This is a genomic window from Variovorax humicola (assembly GCF_037889915.1).
GTDB lineage: Bacteria > Pseudomonadota > Gammaproteobacteria > Burkholderiales > Burkholderiaceae_C > Variovorax > Variovorax humicola.
On record NZ_JBBKZV010000001.1, the window covers coordinates 760469 to 784689 of the forward strand.

22 protein-coding genes are annotated in these 24221 nt (G+C 67.2%); 11 read left to right on the forward strand and 11 right to left on the reverse strand.

From position 1 onward, the window contains the following. Positions 1-2 precede the first annotated feature (2 nt). The 3 genes from WKW80_RS03595 to WKW80_RS03605 form a co-directional block, all read right to left on the reverse strand. Positions 3-2042, reverse strand: a complete 2040-nt coding sequence (locus tag WKW80_RS03595; protein ID WP_340362136.1) for an alpha-1,4-glucan--maltose-1-phosphate maltosyltransferase — start codon at positions 2040-2042, stop codon at positions 3-5. Next, a complete protein-coding gene (gene glgB / locus WKW80_RS03600) occupies positions 2035-3933 on the reverse strand; it encodes a 1,4-alpha-glucan branching protein GlgB (RefSeq protein WP_340362137.1) in 1899 nt (632 codons plus the stop codon). Before glgB ends, WKW80_RS03595 begins: the two co-directional genes overlap by 8 nt. Positions 3934-4069: 136 nt before the next feature. After that, positions 4070-5290 carry a polyhydroxyalkanoate depolymerase gene (locus WKW80_RS03605; protein WP_340362138.1) on the reverse strand — a complete coding sequence of 407 codons (1221 nt, stop codon included), beginning with the start codon at positions 5288-5290 and terminating at the stop codon, positions 4070-4072. A gap of 128 nt (positions 5291-5418) precedes the next feature. Between WKW80_RS03605 and WKW80_RS03610 the strand changes: the two genes are divergently transcribed. Next, entirely contained in the window at positions 5419-6075 is a 657-nt protein-coding gene (locus WKW80_RS03610; RefSeq protein WP_340362139.1) for a glutathione S-transferase, read from the forward strand. A gap of 44 nt (positions 6076-6119) precedes the next feature. Here WKW80_RS03610 and WKW80_RS03615 read toward each other — a convergent pair whose 3' ends face one another. Then, the gene (locus tag WKW80_RS03615; RefSeq protein ID WP_340362140.1) at positions 6120-6722 is read right to left on the reverse strand and encodes a hypothetical protein; all 603 of its coding nucleotides are present in this window, start codon (positions 6720-6722) and stop codon (positions 6120-6122) included. Further along, complete coding sequence (locus WKW80_RS03620; protein WP_340362141.1) at positions 6719-7096, reverse strand: hypothetical protein; 378 nt, start codon at positions 7094-7096, stop codon at positions 6719-6721. The genes WKW80_RS03615 and WKW80_RS03620 overlap by 4 nt, the downstream gene beginning before the upstream one ends. A gap of 154 nt (positions 7097-7250) precedes the next feature. On the opposite strand from WKW80_RS03620, the gene WKW80_RS03625 reads away from it, so the two are divergent. Next, positions 7251-8339 (forward strand): PA0069 family radical SAM protein, encoded by a 1089-nt coding sequence (locus tag WKW80_RS03625; RefSeq protein WP_340362142.1) that lies wholly within the window; start codon positions 7251-7253, stop codon positions 8337-8339. 6 nt (positions 8340-8345) lie between these two features. Here the strand turns inward: WKW80_RS03625 and WKW80_RS03630 are convergent, their stop codons facing one another. Then, positions 8346-8906, reverse strand: a complete 561-nt coding sequence (locus WKW80_RS03630) for a methyltransferase family protein (protein WP_340362143.1) — start codon at positions 8904-8906, stop codon at positions 8346-8348. Between the two features lie 93 nt (positions 8907-8999). On the opposite strand from WKW80_RS03630, the gene WKW80_RS03635 reads away from it, so the two are divergent. The 9 genes from WKW80_RS03635 (at position 9000) to WKW80_RS03675 (ending at position 16791) form a co-directional block, all read left to right on the forward strand. Continuing rightward, positions 9000-9980, forward strand: a complete 981-nt coding sequence (locus WKW80_RS03635; protein ID WP_340362144.1) for a dialkylrecorsinol condensing enzyme — start codon at positions 9000-9002, stop codon at positions 9978-9980. After that, positions 9970-11106 carry a beta-ketoacyl-ACP synthase III gene (locus tag WKW80_RS03640; protein ID WP_340362145.1) on the forward strand — a complete coding sequence of 379 codons (1137 nt, stop codon included), beginning with the start codon at positions 9970-9972 and terminating at the stop codon, positions 11104-11106. The genes WKW80_RS03635 and WKW80_RS03640 overlap by 11 nt, the downstream gene beginning before the upstream one ends. A 2-nt stretch (positions 11107-11108) precedes the next feature. After that, positions 11109-11501, forward strand: coding sequence for a DarG family dialkylresorcinol biosynthesis protein (locus WKW80_RS03645; protein WP_340362146.1), 393 nt, complete (start codon positions 11109-11111; stop codon positions 11499-11501). A gap of 320 nt (positions 11502-11821) precedes the next feature. Further along, positions 11822-12802 carry a BtrH-related acyltransferase DarH gene (gene darH / locus WKW80_RS03650; RefSeq protein ID WP_340362147.1) on the forward strand — a complete coding sequence of 327 codons (981 nt, stop codon included), beginning with the start codon at positions 11822-11824 and terminating at the stop codon, positions 12800-12802. Positions 12803-12811: 9 nt separating this feature from the next. Next, positions 12812-13723, forward strand: a complete 912-nt coding sequence (locus tag WKW80_RS03655; RefSeq protein ID WP_340362148.1) for an ABC transporter ATP-binding protein — start codon at positions 12812-12814, stop codon at positions 13721-13723. Between the two features lie 12 nt (positions 13724-13735). Next, positions 13736-14893, forward strand: a complete 1158-nt coding sequence (locus WKW80_RS03660) for an ABC transporter permease (protein ID WP_340362149.1) — start codon at positions 13736-13738, stop codon at positions 14891-14893. Further along, positions 14890-15165 carry a phosphopantetheine-binding protein gene (locus WKW80_RS03665; RefSeq protein ID WP_340362150.1) on the forward strand — a complete coding sequence of 92 codons (276 nt, stop codon included), beginning with the start codon at positions 14890-14892 and terminating at the stop codon, positions 15163-15165. Before WKW80_RS03660 ends, WKW80_RS03665 begins: the two co-directional genes overlap by 4 nt. After that, positions 15162-16280: a beta-ketoacyl synthase N-terminal-like domain-containing protein gene (locus WKW80_RS03670; RefSeq protein WP_340362151.1), complete on the forward strand. Its 1119-nt coding sequence runs from the start codon at positions 15162-15164 to the stop codon at positions 16278-16280. The genes WKW80_RS03665 and WKW80_RS03670 overlap by 4 nt, the downstream gene beginning before the upstream one ends. Then, on the forward strand, positions 16258-16791 hold the full coding sequence (locus WKW80_RS03675) for a hypothetical protein (RefSeq protein ID WP_340362152.1): 534 nt from the start codon (positions 16258-16260) through the stop codon (positions 16789-16791). Before WKW80_RS03670 ends, WKW80_RS03675 begins: the two co-directional genes overlap by 23 nt. A 17-nt stretch (positions 16792-16808) precedes the next feature. Here WKW80_RS03675 and WKW80_RS03680 read toward each other — a convergent pair whose 3' ends face one another. From WKW80_RS03680 to WKW80_RS03700, 5 genes are all read right to left on the reverse strand, one after another. After that, positions 16809-18272, reverse strand: a complete 1464-nt coding sequence (locus WKW80_RS03680) for an efflux transporter outer membrane subunit (protein ID WP_340362153.1) — start codon at positions 18270-18272, stop codon at positions 16809-16811. Then, positions 18269-19477, reverse strand: coding sequence for an efflux RND transporter periplasmic adaptor subunit (locus WKW80_RS03685; protein WP_340362154.1), 1209 nt, complete (start codon positions 19475-19477; stop codon positions 18269-18271). Before WKW80_RS03685 ends, WKW80_RS03680 begins: the two co-directional genes overlap by 4 nt. Before the next feature lie 63 nt (positions 19478-19540). Then, positions 19541-22747, reverse strand: coding sequence for an efflux RND transporter permease subunit (locus tag WKW80_RS03690; protein ID WP_340362155.1), 3207 nt, complete (start codon positions 22745-22747; stop codon positions 19541-19543). Between the two features lie 144 nt (positions 22748-22891). After that, positions 22892-23092, reverse strand: a complete 201-nt coding sequence (locus tag WKW80_RS03695) for a 4-oxalocrotonate tautomerase (RefSeq protein WP_340362156.1) — start codon at positions 23090-23092, stop codon at positions 22892-22894. A gap of 361 nt (positions 23093-23453) precedes the next feature. Then, positions 23454-24218: a class II aldolase/adducin family protein gene (locus WKW80_RS03700; protein WP_340362157.1), complete on the reverse strand. Its 765-nt coding sequence runs from the start codon at positions 24216-24218 to the stop codon at positions 23454-23456. Positions 24219-24221 lie beyond the last annotated feature (3 nt).

Consider the following 24221-nt stretch of genomic DNA (forward strand, 5'->3'; position numbering starts at 1 on the left):
CCTTACAGGTAGTAGTCGAAGTCCTGCTCGCTGCGCGTGCGCCGCCGTACCAGCATGATGTGCGCCGGCGTGTGGTGCGGGTCGAGCCGCACGTAGTGGTAGTCGCCCTGCCACTGGTAGCGCTCTTCGCTCAGCAGGTCGTGCATCTGCCAGGTGCCGCCGGGGTCGACGCCGATGGAATGCGGCGTCAAGTGCACCCAGCCGTACTGCGCGTTGTGCGGGTCGAGGTTGACCACGGTGACGATGACGTTCTGCCCATCGTCGGATTGCTTTGCATAGGCCAGCAACTGGTCGTTCTCCACCGGCAGGAAGCGCAGGCTGCGGTTGAACTGCAATGCGACGTTGTCGCGGCGAATCTGGTTCACGCGCTCGATCAGCGGGGCGATGCTGTCGGGGCGGCCGTGGTCCCAGTGCCGGATCTGGTATTTCTCGGAGTCGAGGTATTCCTCGCTGCCCGGATTGCGCGGCAGGTGCTCCAGCAACTCGTAGGCGGGGCCGTAGATGCCGTAGCTGGCGGCCAGCGTGGCGGCCAGCACCAGGCGCAGGCGGAACATCGCCGGTCCGCCGGTCTGCAATTGCTCGTGCAGGATGTCCGGCGTGTTGGGCCAGACGTTGGGGCGGAAGTATTCGTAGCCTGGGCCGTGCGCGAGTTCGGTGAAGTACGTGACGAGTTCGTCCTTGGTGTTGCGCCAGGTGAAGTAGGTGTATGACTGCGAATAGCCGAGCTTGGCCAGCCGGTGCATCACCTTGGGCCGCGTGAAGGCCTCGGCCAGGAAGATCACGGTCGGATGCTCGCGCTTGATCTGCGTGACGCACCACTCCCAGAACGGGAAGGCCTTGGTGTGCGGGTTGTCGACGCGGAAGATCTTCACGCCCTCGTGGATCCAGTGGTCGAACACGCTCTTGAGTTCGACCCACAGGCCCCGCCAGTCGTCGCACTCGAAGTTGAAGGGGTAGATGTCCTGGTACTTCTTCGGGGGATTCTCGGCGTATTGCACGGTGCCGTCGGGGCGCCAGCGGAACCAGCCGGGATGCGCCTTGACGTAAGGGTGGTCGGGCGCGCACTGGAAGGCGATGTCGAGGGCGATGTCGATGCCGTGCCCGGCGGCAGCCGCGACCAGGTGGCGGAAGTCCTCGGCCGTGCCGAGCGCCGGCAGGATGTCCTTGTGCCCTCCCTCGGCCGCGCCGATGGCCCAGGGGCTGCCCACGTCGCCGGGCTCGGTCACCAGCGCGTTGTTCTTGCCCTTGCGATCGACGCGCCCGATCGGGTGGATCGGCGGCAGGTACAGCACGTTGAAGCCCATCCTTGCGATGGCGGGCAGGCGGCTCTCCACATCGCGCAGGGTGCCGTGTTGGCCGGGCGCGCCGGTCGAGCGGGGGAACAGCTCGTACCAGCTGCTGAAGCGTGCGCGCTCGCGATCGACGATGAGGGGCAGCTCGATGTATTGGGTCTGGAAGCGGCGGTCCGGGTAGCGGCCCGCCAGCTCGGCGAGATCGTCGTCGAGCGCCTGCGCCTTGAGCGTCGTGCCTTCGATGCTGCGGTCCGCGGCGTCGCGGTCGAGTGCCTGCGCCCATTCGGTCAGCGCCTGCTGGTCCGCGCCCGACGCACGGCGGGCCGCGGCGGCGATTTCGATGGCACCCACCTGCGCCGCGACGCGAATGTCCTCTTCATCGACGCGGCGCGTGAGTTCATGCCGCCACGACGCGAACGAATCGACCCAGGCCACGACGCTGTAGCCGTAGCGCCCGGGCGTCGGCGCCGCGAACTCGGCCTCCCAGATGTCGTTGTTCAGCAAGGTCATCGGCACTTCATGGGTGGCCCCGCCGTCGGGGCGCCACAGCAGCAGCACGCGCAGCACGTCGTGTCCGTCGGCGAAGCAATGCGCTTTCACCTCGAGTTTTTCGCCGGCGGTGCGCTTGACGGCGAAGCGCCCGCAGTCGACCGCCGGGAGCACCGCGTCGATGACCGCACGCGCATGGCCGTCTTCCGGCATGCCCGGCAGCGTCGGTGTCAGAAGAACCGGTGTATGGATCTCAGTCATGGACAGCAGGCTTCAGCAGCAGGGTGGATAGCGGTGGCAGCGTCAGGCTCAGCGAAAACGGCTGGCCACGGTCGGGAAGCGGCGCAGCGCTCACGCTGCCCATGTTTCCCCAGCCCGCGCCACCATACTCCTTCGCGTCGCTGTTGAGCAATTCGCGCCAGACGCCGCCCGTGGGCACGCCCACGCAATGGTTTGTACGCGGCAAAGGGGTCAGATTGCAAGCGACCAGCACCGGCGGGCCGCTCGTGCGCGGCTTGCGCAGGAAAACGAACACGCTCGTGTCGGCCTCGTCGGCCTGCAGCCATTCGAAGCCTTCGGGCGAAAAGTCGATCTGGTGCAGCGCCGGCTCGTCCCGGTAGATGCGGTTGAGTTGCTTGACGAAGGCCTGCACGCCCGCATGCTCGGCAAGCTCGGCGACCCACCACTCCAGTTGGTCGTCATGTGTCCATTCACGCCGCTGGCCGAATTCTCCGCCCATGAACAGCAGCTTCTTGCCGGGATGCGCCCACATGTAGCCGAACATCGCGCGCAGGTTGGCAAACTGCTGCCAGCTGTCGCCTGGCATCTTGTTGAGGAGCGAACCCTTGCCGTGCACCACCTCGTCGTGCGAGAGCGGCAGCGCGAAGTTCTCGCTGAAGGCATAGATCAGGGAGAAGGTCAGCTGGTTGTGATGGTACGGGCGGTAGATCGGGTCTTTCGCGAAGTACTTCAGCGTGTCGTGCATCCATCCCATGTTCCACTTCATGCCGAAGCCGAGCCCGCCCATGTCGACGGGGCGCGTGACCAATGGCCAGGAAGTCGATTCCTCGGCGATTGGCACCGTGTCGGGCTGCTCGCGGTAGATGGCCTGGTTGAGATCCTGCAGGAACTCGATGGCTTCGAGGTTCTCGCGCCCGCCGTGCCGGTTGGGAATCCACTCGCCGGGCTGCCGCGCGTAGTCGAGATAGAGCATCGAGGCCACCGCGTCGACGCGCAGCCCGTCGAGGTGGTAGTGCTCCAGCCAGAACAGCGCCGACGAGATCAGGAAGCTGCGCACCTCGTGGCGGCTGTAGTTGAAGATGCTCGAGTTCCACTCCGGATGGAAGCCCTGGCGCGGATCTGCATGCTCGAACAGGTGCGTGCCGTCGAAGTAACCGAGGCCATGTTCGTCGGTGGGGAAGTGCGAAGGCACCCAGTCCAGCAGCACGCCGATGCCGCGCTGGTGCAAGTGGTCGACGAAGGCCATGAAGTCCTGCGGCGTGCCGTAGCGCGCGGTCGGCGCGAAGTAGCCGGTGGTCTGGTAGCCCCATGAGCCGTAGAACGGATGTTCGGTGACGGGCATCAACTCGACGTGGGTGAAGCCCATGTCGATCACGTAGTCGGCCAGGCGGTGCGCCAGTTCGCGGTAGCCGAGCATCTGCCCATCGCGGCGTTGCCAGGAGCCGAGGTGCACCTCGTAGATGGCGATCGGCGCGTCGAGCGCGTTGCTGGGGCCGCGCGTGGCCATCCAGTTGCCGTCATGCCATTCGTGCTCGAGCGACCACACGCGCGAGCCCGTGGCCGGCGGCGCCTCCGCGCAGAACGCGAACGGGTCGGCCTTGTCGACCACGTAGCCGTTGTGATTCGAGAAGATCCGGTACTTGTAGACCTCGCCCTGGGTGGCCTTCGGTGCGATGGCCTCCCAGATACCGCTGCCATCGGGCCGCGGATGCATGCGCAGGGCAGTCTCGTCCCAGCCGTTCCAGTCGGCAATCACGGAGACCGCGCGCGCATTCGGTGCCCACACCGCAAAGGTCGCGCCGCTGCCATCCGCATGGAGATGACAGCCGAGGTTGTCATGCATGCGCGCATGTGTGCCTTCGCGAAAGAGCCAGCTGTCCTGCTCGCCGAAATGCTGATGATGAATTTGCACTGGGTGTCCTTCTGACCGGACGTTCTGACTCGTCCCGTGGCTTGCGAGCGGCTCATTGAAGCGCATGCCCCGCCGGCACGCAAGTCGCGGGTGCCCCTCGTCGTGTCGGACGACAACTACATGCCCGGGCAGCGCGTCAGCGAATCAGTTCGGCCGCCGCGTAGATCGTCTCGCGCACCCGCGGATAGATCTGCGAATTCCAGCGGGTGCCGCTGAATACGCCGTAGTGGCCCACGCCGGCTTGCAGGTGGTGCGCCTTCAGGTACGGGCGGATGCTGCTGCAAAGGTCCTGCGCTGCGACGGTCTGGCCGACGGAGCAGATGTCGTCGCGCTCGCCTTCGACGGTCAGCAGCGCGGTGCGGCGGATCGCGGCCAGGTTGATCTTGCGCTCGCCCACAGTGAGTTCGCCGCGCGGCAGGTCGTAGGTCTGGAACACGCGCTGCACCGTCTCCAGGTAGAACTCGGCCGGCAGGTCGTTCACCGCGAGGTATTCGTCATAGAAGTCGCGAATGTCGTTGGCCTGCTCCATGCGGCCTTCGACCAGGTGCGCGTAGAGCTCCCGGAACTGCTTCTTGTGCCGGTCCATGTTCATGCTCATGAAGGCCGTCAACTGCAGGAAGCCGGGGTACACCTTGCGCCCGACCCCCGCGTGCGGCCATGGCACCTGGCTGATCAGGTTTCGCTTGAACCACGCGATTGGCCGCTCGGTCGCGAGTTCGTTCACCTTGGACGGGTTGATGCGGCAGTCGACCGGGCCGGCCATCAGCGTGAGGCTGCGCGGCGTGGCGGGATGCTCGTCTTCCGACATCAGGGCTGTCGCGGCCAGTGCCGCCACGCAGGGCTGGCACACGGCCACGAGATGCACGCCCGGGCCGATGGCATCCATGAACGCGATCAGCTGGTTCGTGTATTCGTCGAGGCCGAAGCCACCATGCCACAGGCCCACATCACGCGCGTTGTGCCAATCGGTCACGTACACGTCGTGGTCGCGCAGGAGCGTCCGCACGGTTTCGCGCAGCAGGGTGGCGAAATGGCCCGAGAGTGGTGCGGCCAGCAGCACCGGTGGATGCACCGCCTTGGTGTCCCTGCGGAAGTGCAGCAGCGTGCCGAACGGAGCGACCAGTCCGGGCTCCTCATGCACCGCGACCTGCTCGCCGTCGACGATCACGCTGTCGATGCCCCAGCCCGGCCGCGTGTGCGTGAGCCGCATGCGCGAAAACACCTCCATCTGCGCCGAAATCTGCCGTGAAGCGGTGCGCTCGGTGCCATCGATCCACAGCGCGGCCCCCAGGAACTGCGCCCCGAGTCGCAGCGGAGACATCAGGTCGGCTTGGTTTTGGTAGGCCCGGTACAGCATGAATCCCTTGCAGGCAAGTTGCGGGCCAACGGAGCGCCGACGCGATGCGCTCGGCTTCTTCTTTATGGCATGGGCCTTGCACGGAGCAGGTTGCGCACCGCCAAGACAACAGCCCACGGAGCCTCGCCATGTCCAAACCCGTACTCACGATCAGCAGCAAGAACTACGGCGCCTGGGCGTTGCGCGGCTGGCTCATGTGCCGCTTTGCCGGACTCGACTTTGCCGAGAAGATCATCCCGCCCGACGATCCCGCGATGAAGGCCGAGATGCTGCTGCTGTCGTCGTCGATGCTGGTGCCTTCGCTGCAGCACGACGACCTCAAGGTGTGGGACACGCTGGCCATCGGCGAGTATCTCCACGAAATCAAGCCCAAGGCCGGCCTGCTGCCCGCCGACGCCAGGGCCCGCGCCCACTGCCGCGCCATCTGCGGCGAGATGCATTCGGGTTTTGCCAGCATGCGCGGCGCGCTGCCGATGAATGTCAAGGCGCGCTTCCCCAACTTCAGGATCTGGTCGCGTGCGCAAGGCGACATCGACCGCATTGTCGAGATCTGGAAGGAATGCCTCGCCAAATATGGCGGCCCGTATCTTTTCGGCAAGAAGCCCGGGTTGGCGGACGCGATGTACGCGCCGGTGGTCACGCGCTTCCTGACCTACGACGTGAAGTTGCCGCCGGCCTGTGCGACCTACGTCAGGCACATGGTGGAACTGCCCGACATGCAGGAGTGGATCGCCGCGGCGAAGCAGGAGCCGGAGGCCATAGACGAACTCGAAGCGGAGTTCTGAGCCGGCCTGTTTCCCTGATCCTCGCCGAGCCTCTCCGAGCCGGCCTATTTCTTCTTCTGTGGCTTGGGCGCCGGGCAAGCCGCGGGTTTGCACGCGGCGGGCGCGCCGATCTGCGATCGCAACGCCGCCAGTTCCTTGCGCAGATTGTCTGTCTCGACGCGCTGCCGTGCGTCAGCGGCGGAAGCAGCCTTGGCCTGGTCGTCCAGCGAGCGCCGCAACTCCAGGATCTCGTTTTGCAGCGCGGTCTCGTCCGCACCCTTGGCGCGTGCGGGAGACGTCAGTGCCGCGGAAAGCATCGCCAGCAGGAAGGCGAGCCCGATCAGGCCGAACAATGCCTGCTGGTTGAACTTCGATTTGGAGACTTGGACATTCCAGTTCCCAATGATCCCGTCATTCCTCGCCAGAGTGATGCCCTTGCCAGCGCAAAAAATGCTGTACAGGAAGCATGCGGCTGCGAGCAGGCCCGAGATCACGCCCCATGAGGACAATTCGCGGTAGGTCAGCGCAAAGATCAGCAGTGCGCCTTCGACCGTCAGCATGCCGAGCGCGGTCGCCATCAGCTGGACGCTGAGCTTGACCGACATGTCGATCGCGGCGCGCTTGTCCGCGTTGTCCACGGTGGCGGCCGGACCCAATACAGCGCTCATCCCCAGATCTCGGAAGCGGCGGTCCTGAGCTTGCCGATCAGCAGGCTGGTGGCCCGGAGAACATCATTGCCGGATATGGGCTCGGGCCCCGCAAAGGCCCTGGCCACCTGCACGATGCGCTCGATGTCCAGCATCGACGCCTCCATCAATGCCGACGAGCCGTCGTTGCGAAGCGGCCGGAACACCATCTGGTAGAAATTTGCCAGCAGGAAATACCTTGCGTCGCTTCGCAAGCTGGCGTCATGCAGCGACGCTGCCCGCCGGATGGCTTCCTTGAGATCGGAGACGGTGCGCCGGGCGTTCCTGTCGGCCTCCTCGTCGCCGCGATAGGTGTCGTACATCCGCTCGTATTCGTCTTCAGTGTCCGATCGCATGAAACGCCCTCGTGGTTTGGGAGCGCCAGTATTCCGGCGCGTGCAAGCGTGCGCAATAGGTCGCTGTGCATACGCGCGGCACCGCGTGCCCGCGAGCACTGGCATTCCATTCGGTATCGCTGCATACTGTTTATTTATCCAGTAATCCAGCGCCATGGCCGAAACCTTCATCCCCGTTCACGCCCTCAAGGGCCGCGGCGCGGCGACGCGCATTCCGCACCGGTTCGAAAAGGACGCGCGCGATGCGTACGACGACGGCTGGGGCACGCTGGAGAGCGATGCCGCCGAGGAAAGATGCGCGCCGCAGACCGAGGTTCGCTTCGAGGATGCCAAGTCGGTGCTCAGCGGCAACGACTCGCCCGACGTTCCCTTCGACCGGTCGCTCAACCCGTACAGGGGCTGCGAGCATGGCTGCATCTATTGCTTTGCGCGGCCGACGCACAGCTACCTCAACCTGTCGCCCGGCCTCGACTTCGAAACGAAGCTCATCGCCAAGCGCAACATCGCCGAAGTTCTGCGCGCCGAACTCGGCAGGAAGAACTACCGGCCCAGCCAGATCGCAATCGGCACCGCCACCGATTGCTACCAGCCGATCGAGCGCGAACTGCGCCTGACGCGTGCCGTGATCGAGGTGATGCGCGAAACGCGCCATCCGTTTGCCGTGGTCACCAAGTCGAGCGCCATCGAGCACGACCTGGACCTGATCGCACCGATGGCTGCGCAGCGGCTCGCCGCCGTCTACATCACCGTGACCACCCTGGACGGCGAACTCGCACGCAAGCTGGAGCCGCGCGCCGCCGCGCCCTACCGGCGCCTGCGCACGATCCGCACCCTGGTCGATGCCGGCGTGCCGGTGGGCGTGAGCGTGTCCCCGCAGATTCCGTTCGTCAACGAAGACATGGAGCAGGTGCTCGAAGCCGCATGGGAGGCCGGCGCCCGCCGCGCCTTCTACAACGTGATCCGGCTGCCGTGGGAAGTGGCGCCGCTGTTCAGGGAATGGCTCCAGTTGCACTACCCGCAGCGCGCCGGCCGCATCATGGCGCGCATTCGCGACATGCGCGGCGGCAAGGACTACGACGCCGATTTCGCCACGCGCATGAAGGGCAGCGGCCTGTGGGCCGAACTCATCCGCCAGCGCTTCGAAAAGGCAACGCAGCGCATCGGCTTCAACCGCGAACGCATCCCGATGGACCTCGAAGCCTTCCGGCCGCCGGGTGTGGCGGGGCAGGGCAGCTTGTTCTAGCCAGCCCTAGAGAACATACGGAATGAACCGTCGCGTGCCGCGCATGTAGTCACGGTAGGCCTCGCCGAAGTGCTGCAGGCACTCCTGTTCGTCCCGCAGCGCGGTGATGAAAAGCAGCGCCGTGGCGGCCAGTGCCAGCACCAGGCCGATCCATGAGAACTGCTTCAGGAAGGCGCCCCAGGCCAGGAGGATCAAGGCGGTGTACATCGGATGACGGATGTAGCGGAATGCGCCGCTGGTCACCAGTGCGCTGGTCTTTTCAAAGCCGAGCAGGGCGTCGTCCCGGCGTTCGTCGGTCGGCTTGCCCACCTGCTTGAGAAGGCGCACGGCATGCAGCGGCAGCCATGCCGACGCGACGAGCATCAGCCATGACAGCAATTGGTGCATGGCCAACGGATCGTCGCCCCACACGGGCAGGTTCAGCAAGACCAGGCCCAGGATGCACTCCCACGCAAAGAAGCGATAGAAGCCGTGCGAACCGGGGCGCTTCAACGCGCCACGCGAGACGTGGAGCAGCGCGGCAGACCCGGCGATGAAGGCGACGGCAAACGCAATGGCATGGAACATGCGCCGAATCTACACGGCCCGGGTGCCGCCCCTGGTCGCGCCGGCGGCCGCAGGCATCACCTAAACTCCGACCCTCTCCTGCGCATTGATCCCGTGACCCCACCACCGCCGAGCCAAGTCGCACCGCCCAAGCGTGTGCTCGTCATTCGTTTTTCCCAGACGGGACAACTCGAAGCCGTCGCCGACCAGATCGTGGCGCCGCTGAAGGCGGATCCCGGCATCCAGGTGCATGTTGAGACGCTCCAGCCCTTGCAGCCGCTGCCGTTTCCGTGGCCCATCCTCGCGTTCTTCGACGCCTTTCCCGAGACGGCGCACATGCGGCCCCCACCGCTGGCGCCGCTTTCGCTGACTGGAGACGAAGACTTCGACCTCGTGATCCTGCCATGGCAGGTCTGGTTCCTGGCGCCGTCGCAGCCCATCGCGGCCTTCCTGCAGCATCCGGTCGCGGCGCGCCTGCTGAAGGGCAAGCCGGTGGTGACGGTGATCGCCTGCCGCAACATGTGGTTGACGGCACACGAGAAGCTCAAGACCTTGCTGGACGCGGTCGGCGCGCGGCTGATGGACAACGTGGTCCTGACCGACCCCGGCCCGACGCTGGCCACGTTCATCACGACCCCCGCCTGGCTGCTGTTCGGCCGCAAGCGCGGGTTCTGGGGCATGCCCGATGCCGGGCTTACCGCCGCGCAGATCTCGGGTGCGCGCCGCTTCGGGCTGGCCTTGCGCGACGGCCTGCACCGCGATGCCGAGCGGGGCACCGAGCCCCTGCTGGCCGGGCTGGGCGCCGTGGTGGCCGATCCGCGCCTCTACGTCAGCGAGAAGGCGGGCACGCGCAGCTTTTTCATCTGGGGCAAGCTGATCATGGCGGTGGGGCGGCCAGGCAGCGTGCAACGCAAGCCGCTGGTGCTGGCGTACGTGGTGTTCCTGTTTGCCCTCATCGTCACCGTGGTGCCGCTCAGCCTCGGCCTGCAGGCCCTGCTGCGGCCTCTCTTCAGGAAGCAACTGACTAAAATCAAGACCCGCTTTGAGCTGCCCTCCGGCTCGGCCTACGACCGATGCCACCGTTATGACAGTTGATGTATTCCTGACGCGTTCCGCAGCTTATTTGCCTTTCTCGCCGGTCTCCAATGACGAAATCGAAGATGTCCTGGGCCGGGTCGGCGGCAAGGACTCGCGCGCGCGCCGGCTGATCCTGCGCAGCAACGGCATCCAGTCCCGGCACTACGCCATCGACCGCACCACCGGCAAGGCGGCCATGACCAACGCGCAACTCACCGCCAATGCGGTCCGCGCGCTGGGCGACGACATCGGTGCGGTGGATTGCCTGGCCACCGGCACGTCGTTGCCCGACCAGCTCATTCCCAATCATGCGGTGATGGTGCACGGCGAACTGGGCTGGCCGCGCCTGGAGGCGGTGTCGTGCGCCGGCGTCTGCCTGTCCGGCACGGCCGCCTTGAAGCACGCCTGGCTGTCGGTGCGCGCAGGCGACGCGCAGCGTGCCGTGGCCACCGGCTCCGAACTGGTGTCGCCCCTGCTGATGGCCGCGAATTTCGAGGCCGAACTCGCGCACAAGGTGCAGGCGCTCGAAACGCGGCCCGAGATTGCGTTCGAAAAGGACTTCCTGCGCTGGATGCTGTCCGACGGCGCCGGCGCCGTGCTGCTCGAGCGCGCACCGCGCGGGCCGTTGTCTCTGCGCGTCGACTGGATCGACCTGTCCTCTGCCGCGAACGAGTTGCCGGTGTGCATGTACGCCGGCGCCGACCGCGGTGCCGGCGGCACCCTGCAAGGCTGGATGCAGACACCGTCCGGGCAATGGCACGCCCAGTCCATCTTCGCCATCAAGCAGGACGTGCGCCTGCTCAACGAGAACATCGTGCGCGCCACGATCGACGAGCCGTTGCGCGACATCATCGCGCGACGCAAGCTGAAGGTGGGCGAGATCGACTGGTTCCTGCCGCATCTTTCGTCGAATTACTTCGCGCAGCCGGTGGAGCAATGCCTGGAAGATGTCGGTCTGCCCATTCCGCGCGAACGCTGGTTCAACAACCTGGCGCAAGTGGGCAATACCGGCTCTGCCTCGCCGTTCATCATGCTCGACGCGCTGTTGCGGTCCGGCCGCGTGCGCAAGGGCCACAAGCTGTTGATGTTCGTTCCTGAAAGCGGCCGCTTTTCAAGCGGCTTCGTGCATCTGGAGGCCGTGTAGCCATGGATGTCGACGCGGTTCCCCAGGAAGGAAACGCCACACTCGACGGGCATCGCAAGCTCATGTACGCCCGGGATGCCAGCGGCCATACGGTCACCGTCGGCTCGCGCGGCTGGGAGGCCGAGGAAATCGTCACCACGCATGCGGTCGATGCACTCGTCGCGCAGGCCCGGGCCGCGCGGGAACGTGTCGCCGCGGGTATCGCGTCGCCGCTCGAATACTGGATGTACGAGCGCCGCATGGACGTGGCGCTGCTGTCGCAGACCAGCGGCTTCTGGCAATGGCGCGTGCGGCGTCATTTGCAACCGCGCCACTTCGCTGCTCTTTCACCTGCGCAACTGGCACGCTATGCCGATGCGCTGGGCCTGTCGGTCGACGCTCTGCGCTGCATATGAAACACCCCCGAAGCGCCTTCGGCGCCTCCCCCTCGAGGGGGCGCACCCAGCGGCCCGGCAAAGCCGGTTCCGCGGGTGCCCACGAACAGACTTCGCCGTGCTCGTCATGGTTTCATGCGCGCGGGGCACGCGATAGCGTGGCGGAAAACTGAAATGGGACACCCCCGATACGCCTGCGGCGCCTCACCCTCGAGCCCCTCGAAAGGGCGTACCCAACGGCCCGGCAAAGCCGGTTCCGCGGGTGCCCACGAACAGACTTCGCCTTGCTCGTCCCGGTTTCATGCGTTGCGGAAAGCGCTCCGGCGTCGTGGAGTGCTGACATGAAATTCGAACACCGGCATGCCGCGCACTGCGAGAGCGGTGTCATCTCCAACATGCTGCGCCACCATGGCGTGCCGATGACGGAGAGCCTTGCGTTCGGGCTCGCGTCGGCGCTGACTTTCGCGTACTTCCCGTTCATCAAGCTCTCGGGGCTGCCGCTCATCTCGTATCGCATGCCGCCCCGGTCCATCATCAAGGGCATGCTGGCGCCGCTGGCAGCGCGCTTTCGCTTCGAGACCTTCAGCAGCCCGCAAGCCGGGCAGACGCGGCTGGACGCGTTGCTGGCGCAAGGCCAACTGGTCGGCGTGCAGACCTCGGTCTATTGGCTGCCGTACTTTCCGCCGCAGATGCGTTTTCACTTCAATGCGCACAACCTGCTGGTGTACGGCAAGGACGGCGACGACTATCTCGTCAGCGACCCGGTGTTCGAGACGCCGATGCGCTGCGCCAGCGCCGACATGGCGCGCGCACGATTTGCCAAGGGCGTGCTGGCGCCGAAAGGGCTGCTGTACTACCCGGAAAGCATCGACCGCAAGACGATCGAGCCCCAGGCCATCCGCAAGGCGATCCGCAAGACCGTCCGCACCATGCAGGCGCCCGTGCCGATCATCGGCGTGCGCGGCATGCGCACGCTGGCCAGGAAACTGGCGAGCTTGCCGGCCGGGGATGCGCACACGGTGGACTACATCGGCCACATGGTCCGCATGCAGGAAGAAATCGGCACCGGTGGCGCCGGCTTCCGGTTCATCTACGCGGCTTTCCTGGAGGAAGCCGCGCAGCTCGCGGCCATGCCGGAGCTGGTCGGTTTCTCCGACCGGATGACCGCGATCGGCGACGGGTGGCGACTCTTCGCCCTCAAGGCGGCGCGCATGGTCAAGGGACGCGAGCCGGTCAACCCGCCCGCACTGGCCGACATGCTGCGCGACCAGGCCGATCAGGAAGATGTTTTCTTTCGCGACCTGAAGCGCGCCGTGGCGTAGGGGGCGCGTGTGCTGGCGCTCGAACACCTGAGCTACCGTTACCGCGGTGCCGCGCAAGCGGCCCTGGACGATGTGTCGCTGACGGCACAACGCGGCAGCGTGCTCGGCCTCCTCGGGCCGAACGGCGCGGGCAAGACCACGCTGATCTCGCATGTGTCGGGCGCGCTCGCCGTGCAAGGCGGCCGCGTGCTGGTAGACGGCGAGCCTTTGCAGGCGATACGTGCGCGGGCGCCCATGCGCATCGCCGTCGCGCCGCAGGAGCACGCGTTCTATCCCATGCTCACCGTGGCCGAGAACCTCGCATGCTTTGCGGCAGCAGCCCGGCTGGACGGCGCGCGCAAGCAGGCGCGCATCGCGGCATGCATTCGATTCGCGCAGCTCGAGGCCGTTGCGGCGGTTCGCGCCGAGCGCTTGTCGGGCGGACTGAAGCGGCGGCTCAATCTCGCCATTGCCTTGCTGGCGGAGCCCGAACTCCTCTTGTTCGACGAGCCGACCGTCGGCGTCGACCCGCAGTCGCGCGCCTTCGTGCTCGACGCCATCAAGACGCTGGCCGCCAACGGGGCGGCGGTGATCTATGCAACGCACTACATGGAAGAGGTGGAAGCCATCGCCGACCGCGTGGCAATCCTCGACTACGGCCGTGTGCTGCGCAATGACACGCTCGAGGCCTTGCTGTCCGAGGGCGAACGGGTGCTGAGCGTGCGAGCAGACGGCGTCGATGCGTCCGTGCTCGCGCGATTTGGCGAGGTGGAGCAGGGCCCGGACCACTGGCGCGTGCGGCTGGCCGCCGATGTGCGCCCGGCCGAGGTGCTGGCTGCGCTCGACGCGTCCGGCGTGACGGTGCGGCAGGCCGAGTTCGGCCGCTACAACCTCGAGCGGCTCTTCATGGCGCTGACCGATCGCTCGCTGCGCGATACCTGAAGACGAACGACGATGCTGGCCGCGCTCATCAAGAAGGAACTGATTGCCCTCGGGCGCGACGTGCACGGGCTGGCCGCGCTGTTCCTGATGCCGGTGATCTTCATCGTGGTGATGTCGCTGGCGCTCAAGGACTACTACAACCCGCCATTGGGAGCGCTGCACCATGCGGTCGACTCGCAAGACACCGGCGCGCCGGCGCAGATGATGCTCGCCGACTGGAAGCGCACGCATGGCGCGCCGCTGCCGCTGCCGGCCGACTGGCGGGCGCAGCTGACCAACGGGCAACTCAAGTACGTGATCGTGCTGCAGCCGGGCTTGTCGGACGCACTCGATGCGGACGCGCTCCCGACGGCAGCGCGCGTGCAGTTGCTCGCGGAGCCCGGCATCGATGGCAACCTGTTCAACGCGTTGCGTGCCGAGTTGGTGGGCGTGGCCGGCGAGGTCAAGGGCCGGCTGGAATCCACCGTGGCCGGCGGACCGCCGCCGCCGCCCGGTGCGTCGATGGCGACGCTGGTGAAAGCCGAGCGCTTCGCACCCAGCGGACCGCGGCCGACCGCGGTGCAGCAGAGCGTGCCGGCCTGGCTGGTGTTCGGCATGTTCTTCGTGGTGGCGTCGATGTCCAGCCTCTTCATCCAGGAGCGCGCGTCGGGCACGCTGGGCCGGCTGCAGAGCCTGGGTGTTTCGACCGGCATGTTGCTTGTTTCCAAGGCCTTGCCCTACCTCGCCGTCAATGCGCTGCAGGCGGTGCTGATGCTGGCCGTGGGGGTGTGGCTGATGCCCGTGCTGGGAGGTGATGCCTTGTCGCTCGCAGGCATCCATTGGGATGCGTTGGCCGTGGCGCTCGCGGCCATCGGCCTGGCGGCGGTCAGCCTGTCGCTGGCACTGGCTTGCGCGGTGCGAACCCATGCACAGGCGGCCACGGTAGGCCCCGTCGTCAATGTGCTGATGGCGGCGGTCGGCGGCATCATGGTGCCGAAGTTCGTGATGCCCGCCGCCATGCAGCATGTGGCCGAGTGGTCCCCGATGAACTGGGGTCTGGAAGCGCTGCTGACGGCGCTGCTGCGCGGCGGCGGCGTGGCTGCGATGCTGCCCGAACTCGTCCGCCTGATTGTTTTTTCAGCGGTCATGCTTGCAATGGCCGCCCTGTTGTTCCGAAGACGTGTTGCATGAACGATCGCCTCTCGCTGCCTGACCTGATCGCCGAGTTGAAGACACTCGTGCTCGACGCCGTGGAAAAGGCCGCGCCCGACGGTGGCCTGTCGGACGACGAGCCCCTGTTCGGCCCCGACGCGCGGCTCGATCTCGATTCGCTCGACGCGCTGCAGGTGTCGATGGCGATCCAGCAGCACTATGGTGTGCGCATGCCCGACAGCAAGGACACGCGCCGCGCGCTCACCTCGATTGCGCACCTGGCGGAGCACTTGAGCGCCAGCCGGCCATGAGCGAAGTGCCGAGCGTGGGGGCAATGATGACCACGCCGGTCTACATGGCAGGCTGCGGCTTGGCCTGCGCGCTCGGCCGGGACCTGCCGCAGTCACTGGCCGCGCTGCGGCGAGGCGGCGTCCCCGCGACGCCGATCACGGTTCCTGGCGGCTTCACCTTCCCCGTGCATGCGCTGCCGCCTGCCGAAGGCGACTGGAGGCAGCAGTTGCGTCGCACCGTGCGCGACGTGGTCTCGCAGTGCGGCCTGCCGGACGACATGGCGACGCGGGAGATGCCGCTGTTCGTGGCCTCGTCCTCGCTCGACGTGGGCTTTGAGGAAGAGGCCGGTTGCTTCGCAGGCGACGTGCAGATCTTTGGCGACCTGGTGGCCGAGGCGATCCGCTGGCGCGGGCCGGTGTTCACCGTGTCGACCGCCTGCACATCGGCCGTCAATGCCGTGCTGGCGGCAGCGGATCTGATTCGCAGCGGCGCCGTGCCGCTCGCGCTGGTGCTGGGCATCGAATTCAGCAACCGCCTGACGCTGGCCGGTTTCGGCGGCATGCAGTTGCTGTCGCCCGACCGCGCCTTGCCCTTCGGCGCCGACCGCAACGGCCTGGTTCTCGGTGAGGCCGTGGCGGCGATGGTGTTGAGCAGTGCGCCGGCCCGATGGCGCCTGGCCGGCGGTGCCAACGTGGTGGCCGGCGACACGCCGACCGGCGCCGACGCAGGCGCCATCGTCTCCGTGAGCCGCGCGGCCATGCAGCAGGCCGGTCTGCGCGCGGAGGACATCGACCTCATCAAGCCCCAAGCCGCCGGAAGCCCCGGCAACGACGCCATCGAAGCCATCGCGTTGAAGACCCTGTTCGCCAGCTTGCCGCCGATGGTCGCGCTGAAGCCGCTGATCGGCCACACGCTCGGCGCAGCCGGCGCGGCGGAACTCGTGTTGCTGATCGCCTGTATCGAAGCCGGCGCGTGGCCCGTCGCGGACCATGCGCTCGACCCGTCGCTGGACGTGGTGCTCGCCGCGCAGGTACCGGCGCGCCTGCGGCACATCCTGTTCAACGCCATCGGGTTTGGCGGCGGGCATGCGGCGCTGGTGCTGGAGGACTGTGGTGGACCGGGCCGAATTGACTGACGCAGCGGGGAGCCTTCCAGGCTGGCGGATCGCGGCGCATGTCGTGGCGGACCCGCCGCCGCCCGATTGGCGCGATGCACTGGCCGTTCGGCTGGGAGCGCGGCCGCGCCGCATCGGCGTGTGGGCCGAGTCGGCGCTCTTCGGCGCCTGGCAATGCCTGGATGCCGCCGGCGAGTCCGTGCTGCCGCCCGGCGCCCGGCTGCGGGTGGCAAGCCTGAGCGGCCCCCAGGCCGCCACGCGTGCCTGCATGACGCAACTGCGCACCGGCCTGCCGATGCCATTCGATTTCATGCAGAGCCAGTCGGGCCTGATGCTTGCCGCGTTGGCCAAGGGACTGGCCTGGCAAGGCGACGCAAGCTTCATGGTGTGCCGCAATGCGCCGTTGCTGATGCGCACGGCCGCGTGCGGCGCGGGACCGGACGGCCTGTTGCTCGGTTGGATCGAACAGGATGGCGACGCGATTCGCAGCGAGTGGTGGCGCTGGTTGCCGGAAGCCGCTTCCGGCGCGTGAGTCGCTCTCAGGAGCCGCTATCCGCAGCCGGGCGCTCCGTCCTGTGAGGTGCTGCACCAATCCCCGCCCAGGGCCTTCACCAGAAACACCGAGGTGACGAGCCGTTGCCCCAGCAACTGTGCCACCTGGCGTTCGGTGTTGAGCACAGCCTGCTGCGCGGTGATGACGTCGAGATATGTCGAGGCGCCGCCCTCGTAGCGCGTGGTCGACATGTCGAGCACGCGCCGCGACGCTGCCACGGCCGACAGCGCCTGCCGTGTGGCGCTGTCGAGCGCGGCCAGGCCGCTGATGCCATCCTCGACCTCCTGCATCGCCGTCAACACGACGCGCCGGTAGTTGGCTACCGCGGCCTCGTAGCCGCCCTGCGCAAAGTTCACGTTGGCACGCACACGGCCGCCGTCGAACAACACCTGCGTGGCCGACACGCCCACCGACCACAACAGGCTGGGCGCATCGAACAGCGACTCGATCATGCGGCTGTCCACGCCGACTGCAGGCGCCAGCGTGATGCTCGGATAGAAGGCCGCGGTGGCAATGCCGATCTGCGCATTGGCCGCCGCCATCGCGCGCTCCGCCGAGGCCACGTCGGGCCGGCGCTGCAGCACCTCCGACGGCAGGCCCAGCGGAATGGCCGGCGGCGTCATCGGCGTCAGGTCGGGCGCCACGGCGAACGCGGGTGCAGGCGTGCCGGTGAGCGTGGCCAGGGCGTGCTCGTACTGCGCACGCTGCTTCTTCAACAGGTCGACCTGGGTCAGCGTGTTCTGCAGCAGCGCTTCCTGTTGCGCCACGTCCAGCCCGGACACGGCGCCCAGGTCGTGCCGCGCGGTCACCAACTCCAGGGCGCGGCGCTGCAGCGCAATGGAACGTGTCACCACGTCGAGTTCGATGTCGGTCGAGCGCAGGTTGAAGTAGTTGGTGGCGAGGTCCGCCGACAGCAGCAGGCGCACATTGGCGAGGTCGGCCGCAGACTGTTCGGCGGCGGCGGCGGAGCCTTCGACCAGCCGCTTCACCCGGCCGGCAAGGTCGATCTCGTAGCTCGCTGTGAGCACCAGCGCAAAATCGTTCTGCACCGTTTCGAAGTTGGGTGTGCTGTAGTTCGTCAGCGGCCGGTTCGCGGAGATCTTGAAGCGTTGCGTACGCGCACCAAGGCCGACCTGCGGGTAGCGCGCGGCGGCGCTCGCATCGAGCGTGGCCCGCGCCTGCGTCAGCCGCGCGATGGCGATTGCGACGGTCGGATTGTTGGCGAGTGCCTTCTGCTGGAGTGCGTCGAGTTGTGCGTCGTTGTAGCGCAGCCACCAGCGTCCCTTGTCGATCGCGTCGCCGGGCTCGGCCTGACGCCAGGGCTGCTCGACCTGCCAGGTCACCGGCAGATCCGGCGTCGTCGGCGCGTGATAGTCCGGCCCGACGGCGCAGCCTGCGAGCAGGGCGGCAGCGACCACGGCCAGCACCGCCCGCACGGGGGCGCGGCGCAATGTCTTCACGTGCTTTCCTTGGCCAGGGCCACGACGTCGCCGTCGGCCAGCGAATCGGCGGGGTTCAGCACCAGCCGGTCGGTCGCGGCGATGCCATCGAGCAGTTCCACCGTCTCGCCGTAGTTGCGGCCCACGGTCACCGGGCGCAGGCGGATCTTGTTGTTGGCATCGACCAGCGCCACCCGCGTTCCCTCCGCACGGAACAGCAGCGCGTTGGACGGCACCGTGAGCGACTGGCTGGCCGCGAGCGGTAGCGAGACCTGTACGTAGGCACCCGGCAACAGCGTGCCGTCGCGGTTGGGCAAAGCCACTTCGACCTGCATCATGCGGGTGGCCGTGTCGATGGCGCCCGACGAGCGCGCCACCTCGCCCTTGAAGGTCTGGCCGCGCAACTCGGCCTGCGTCACCACCACCGGCTGCCCGGCCTTGACGAGCTGCGCATAGGCTTGCGGCACGTTGACGTACACCCGCAACGGATCGGTTTGCGACAGCAGGAAAAGCGGACGCCCGCCGCCACCGGCGCCAGCGTCGATGAGGTCGCCCACATCCACGTTGCGCCGCGTGATCACGCCGGCAAAAGGCGCCAGTACGCGCTTGAAGCCTTCGGTCTGCTTCAGGCGCTGCACGTTGGCGTCGGCGGCAGCCAGGTTGGCCACGGCGGAGGCCGTGGCGCTGCGGCGCTCGTCGAGATCCTGCTGCGAGACCACGTCCTTCTGGCGGAGCGCTTCCCAGCGGGCCACGGTGCTCTTCGCCAGCGACAGGCCGGCGGCAGCCTGCTCGCGCGCGGCGATGGCTTGCGACAACTGCTGGTCGATTTCCGGCGTCTCGATTTCGGCCAGCAGCTCGCCCTGCCGAACGCGCGCACCGATGTCCTTGGTCCAGCGCTTGAGGTAGCCGCTGGCGCGCGCCGAGATCGGCGATTGCACGTAGCCCTGCAAGGTGCCGGGCAGGGCCAGCGTCTGGCCGGCCGTCGGCTGCAGCGGGAATGCGGTCTTGACGTACTGGATGGCGCGCTCGGTTGCCCCGGTTTCGAGCGCCTTGGCGTTGGACATGCGAAGCAGCACCGTCCGCGTTGCGCCAAGGGCCAGCAGGACGAGAGCAATCAGCACCAGCCATCGCGTGCGGCGCACGATCTGGCGTCGCTTCAGCAGTTCATGGTGGTCGTCGGATTCGACCGGGTGGATCGCCAGGCCGGCGTGGCGTTGTTCGGACATGGTCAGGCCTCCGCAGGGCCGGGCGGCGGGCAAGGGAAGCGATCGAGCTTCGGGGTCATGCTTTCAGGTCTCCTGCGGCGCCGCGCTTGCGGGCAGCGTCGGATGCGTGTCATCACGCGCCGCCTTGCGATGCGCAAGCCGGCTGTGAACGCCGGCAAAAACCGCCGGCACGAAGAAGAGGGTGGAGACAGTCGCGAACAGCAAGCCGCCGATCACTGCGCGGCCCAGCGGCGCATTCTGCTCCGCGCCTTCGCCCAGGCCCAGCGCCATCGGGATCATGCCGATGATCATCGCCAGCGCCGTCATCAGCACCGGCCGGATGCGCGTGGCGCCAGCTTCCAGCGCCGACGACAGCGGCGGTACGCTCGCCGCCAGCCGCTCGCGTGCGAACGACACCAGCAGAATGGAGTTGGCCGTGGCCACGCCCATGGTCATGATGGCGCCGGTCAGCGCCGGCACGCTCAGCGTGGTGCCGGTGATGAACAGCATCCAGGCAATGCCGGCGAGCGCGGCCGGCAGCGCGGTGATGATGATGGCGGCGTCGATCCACGACTGGAACGTGACCACGATCAGCAGGTACACCAGCACCACCGCCATCGCCAGCCCGACGCCCAGGCCGACGAACGAGTTCTGCATGGTCTGCACCTGCCCGCGGATCGTGACGACGTTGCCGCGCGCGAGCTTCGGCCGTATCTCGTCCACCAGCTTCTTCACCTCGCCGGCCACGCTCGCGAGGTCGGTGCCCTGGACGCTCACATACACGTCGATCACCGGCTGGATGTTGTAGCGCGAGACCACCGTCGGCATGCGCGCGGGCTGCGCGTCGACCAGGTTGCCCAGCAACTGCGGTGCCTGGGTGCCGCTGACCGGTCCCGAATTGCCAACCGGGATATTGAGCAGCGAATCCATCGAGTCGATGTTGTACTGCGGCGATTGCACGGCGATGTTGTAGACCACGCCGTTCTGCGGGTTGAGCCAGAACGCCGGCGCGGTCTGCGAGCTGCCCGACAACGCGATCAGTACGTTCTGCCCGACGTTGGACGCGGTCAACCCGTATTGCTGCAGGCGCGTGCGATCCATCTGCAGGCTGAGGCTGGGTGCGTCCAGGCGCTGGTGCACATGGGCGTCGACGGCGCCCGGGATCATGCGGATCTGCTTGACCAGTTCCGCCGCGCGCGCCGCGTTGCCGGCCTGGTCGTTGCCGCCGAACTGCACGTCGATGGCGGCGGGCAGGCCGAAGTTCAGGATCTGCGTGACGATGTCGGCCGGCTGGAAGAAGAACTCGGTGCCCGGAAAGCGCTTGGGTAACTCCAGGCGCAGCAGCGAGACGAATTCGTCGGTCGGCCGATGGCCTTCCTTCAGCGACATCAGGATCTCTCCGTCGAGCGTTCCGATGGTGCCGGCGTTGCTGTAGGAGAGGTTGATGCCGCTGTTGGGCACGCCGAGGTTGTCGAGGATGGTTTCGAGCTGGTCCTTCGGGATCAGCTCGCGGATGGCCTGTTCCACGGCGTCGGCCAGCCGGGCCGTTTCCTCGATGCGGGTGCCGGTGGGTGCGCGAATGTGCAGCCGGATCTGGCCGCCGTCCACGCTCGGGAAGAAGTCGCGGCCCAGCACGGGAAACAGCGCACACGAGAGCACACAGAAACCGAGGAAGAAGCCGATGAACGCGCCGCGCTTCGACAGCACCGTCGACAGCACCAGCGTGTAGGCGCGCCGCACGCGTTCGAACTGCCGGTCGAAGGCGCGGTAGAGGCGCGGCAGCAGGCTGGGCTTGGCGGCGGAAGCGTCGGCGTCGTGCACGCCGCCCATCAGCAGCATCACCAGCGTCGGTACCAGCGTGCGCGACAGCAGGTAGGAGGCGAGCATCGCGAACACGACCGCCTCGGCCAGGGGCACGAACAGGAACCGCGCCACGCCCGTCAGGAAGAACATCGGCACGAAGACGATGCAGATGCACAGCGTCGACACGAACGCCGCCGCACCGATTTCGCCTGCGCCGGTGTCGATGGCCTCCAGCAGCGGCGTGCCCATGTGCAGGTGCCGCTCGATGTTCTCGATGGTCACGATCGCCTGGTCGACCAGGATGCCGACCGACAACGCAAGCCCGCCCAGCGTCATGAGGTTGAGCGTTTCGCCCAGGCCGTAGAGCACGAGGATCGAGGCCAGGATCGACAGCGGGATCGTCAGCGCGATGATCAGCGTGGAGCGCCAGTTGCCGAGGAACAGCAGCACCATCGCGGCGGTCAACGCCGCCGCCAGCGCAGCTTCCGCCACCACGCCCTGCACGGCGGCCTTGACGAACAGCGACTGGTCGAACAGCGGCGTGATCTTGATGTCCTGCGGCATGGCCTGCGCCGCCACCGGCAGCAGCGCGCGCAGGTTGGAGACGATGTCGAGCGTCGAGGCACCGCCGTTCTTCAGGATCGACAGCAGCACGCCGCGGGTGCCGTCCTGACGCACCACGTTGGTTTGCGGCGAGAAGCCATCGCGCACGTAGGCCACGTCGCGCAGATAGGTGGTGGCGCCGTTGACCGTGCGCACCGGCAGGTCGTTGAGCCCGGCGATTTCGTCGGGCGAGCCGTTCATGCGCACGCTGTATTCGGTGGCGCCGAACTTCACCGTGCCCGACGGCAGGATCAGGTTCTGCGTGTTGACCGCGTTCACCACGTCGGCCGGCGACAGGCCGCGCGCCTGCAGCGCCTTCGTGTCGAGGTCGACCGAGATCACCCTGTTCTTGCCGCCATACGGAAAGGGCACCGCCGCGCCGGGGATCGTGATGAGCTGCGGCCGCAACTGGTTGATGGCCGAGTCGAACAGCGAGTTCTCGGCGCGCGTGGGGCTCGACAGCGCAAGCTGGATCACCGGGATGCTGGACGCCGAATACTTGATCACCAGCGGCGGCGTGATGCCCGGCGGCAATTGCCGGATCTGCGTCTGCATCGATGCCACGACCTGTGCGATGGCGGTCTCGATGTTGGCGGTCGGCTGGAAGAACACCTTGATCACCGCCACGCCCGCCAGCGACTGCGACTCGATGTGCTCGATGTCGCTCACCGTCGTGGTCAGCCCGCGCTCGGATTGCCCGGAAATGCGCTGGCCCATTTCCTGCGCCGGCAGGCCGGAGTAGTTCCAGATGATGCTGATCACCGGAATGTTGATTTCCGGAAAGATGTCCGTGGCCATGCGCAGCAGCACGAACGGCGTGGCCAGCACGATCAGCATCGCCATCACGATGAAGGTGTAGGGGCGACGCAGGGCGAGCTGGACCATAGTGTCGAATTGTTACTTCAATCGGCGAAGGGCGCCATGTTGGGACGAAAGCGCAGCACATTGGGTGCCCGCCAGGCGCTTTGCGCTCCCGAGACGATGGCCGATTACGGATGCCCTTGCAACGGGCCGCAATTCGCGACGGGTTCAGCCGGCCGGCGAGGGCGGGTCGCTCCAGAGATTGCCGCCGGTGGCCCAGTCGTGCCGGGCGATGTCGAAGAAAAGGATGTCGACACCGTCGGGCGAGCCGCCGAGAGTGCGCACGGTGGCTTCGGTCAGGGCCTGCGCGAGCGCGCGCTTCTGCTCGACGGTGCGGCCTTCAAACAGTTCGACGCGAATGGTTGGCATGGTGAGGTCTCCTGGTGAAAATTCGCGGTGCTTGCGGTGCTCGCAGCGCTTGCGGTGCCGGGGCTGCGGCGTTCGGGGTGCGTGCCGAGGGCACTGGGTATCCCCCTCCGCGAATGTCCCCCGGCCTGCGGCCTCCTCCTTTATTTCGCTGCGGGGGACACCCAGCACCCTCGGCACGTGGAACGGCCGGTGGTAGCGGCCGATTGACGACTGCGCGTCTGGAGCACGCCGTCGGCGTGATCCCATCCCGAACAAAGCCCGCCGTCGGCGTGATCTCGACCCGAACAGGGCACACCTTCGGCGTGATCCCGCCCCCGCCGCAAGCACCGCTCAATAAATCCCGAACGCATCGCCCGCCCGATCAATCGCGATAACCCGGCATGCCGCGATCGAGCCGCCGCAGCAGCGCCGGCCACTCCACGTCGCCATCCCACTCGCTGCCATCGCCGACCCATTCGCCGTAAGTGCGCGCGGCCAGCTCGTCGCTCACCACCCGCACCACGCCGCCATTGGCCGCCATGGCGCGAAGCTGCGCCTGCGCGGCACGCTCGAGCAGGTGCATCAGCATCCAGGCCTCGGCCACGGTGCGTCCCACGACCAGCGTGCCGTGGTTGTCGAGGATCAGGCCGTCGAGCCCGCCAAGGTCCGCGACCAGCCGCGCCTGTTCATCGGCTCCGAGCGCCAGCCCTTCGTAGGCATGTCGGCCGAGCCGCCGATGGAGCCGCATCGCATACTGCGACGTTGGCTGCAAGCCATTCGGCGACATCGACAATGCCACGCCCCAGGGCGTGTGCAGATGGATCACGCATTCGACCTCGGGCCGCGCAGCGTGTACCGCGCCGTGGATCGCGAATCCGCTCGGGTTCACGCGCGCGCCGGAGCCATCGACCACCTCGCCGCGCACGTTCACCTTGACCAGGTCCGACGCGCAAATCTCCTCGAAGGTGGCGCCGAACGGGTTCAGAAGGTAGTGGCCGGGCTCGCCGGGCACGCTGGCCGACAAGTGGGTGTACACGGTGTCGTCCCAGCCGTTTTGCGCGGCCATGCGGTAGGCGGCAGCGAGGTCGATTCGGACGTCCTGTTCGGTGCGCGGCGCGCGCTTGGGGGCGTGGGCGTTCGGGGTCATCGG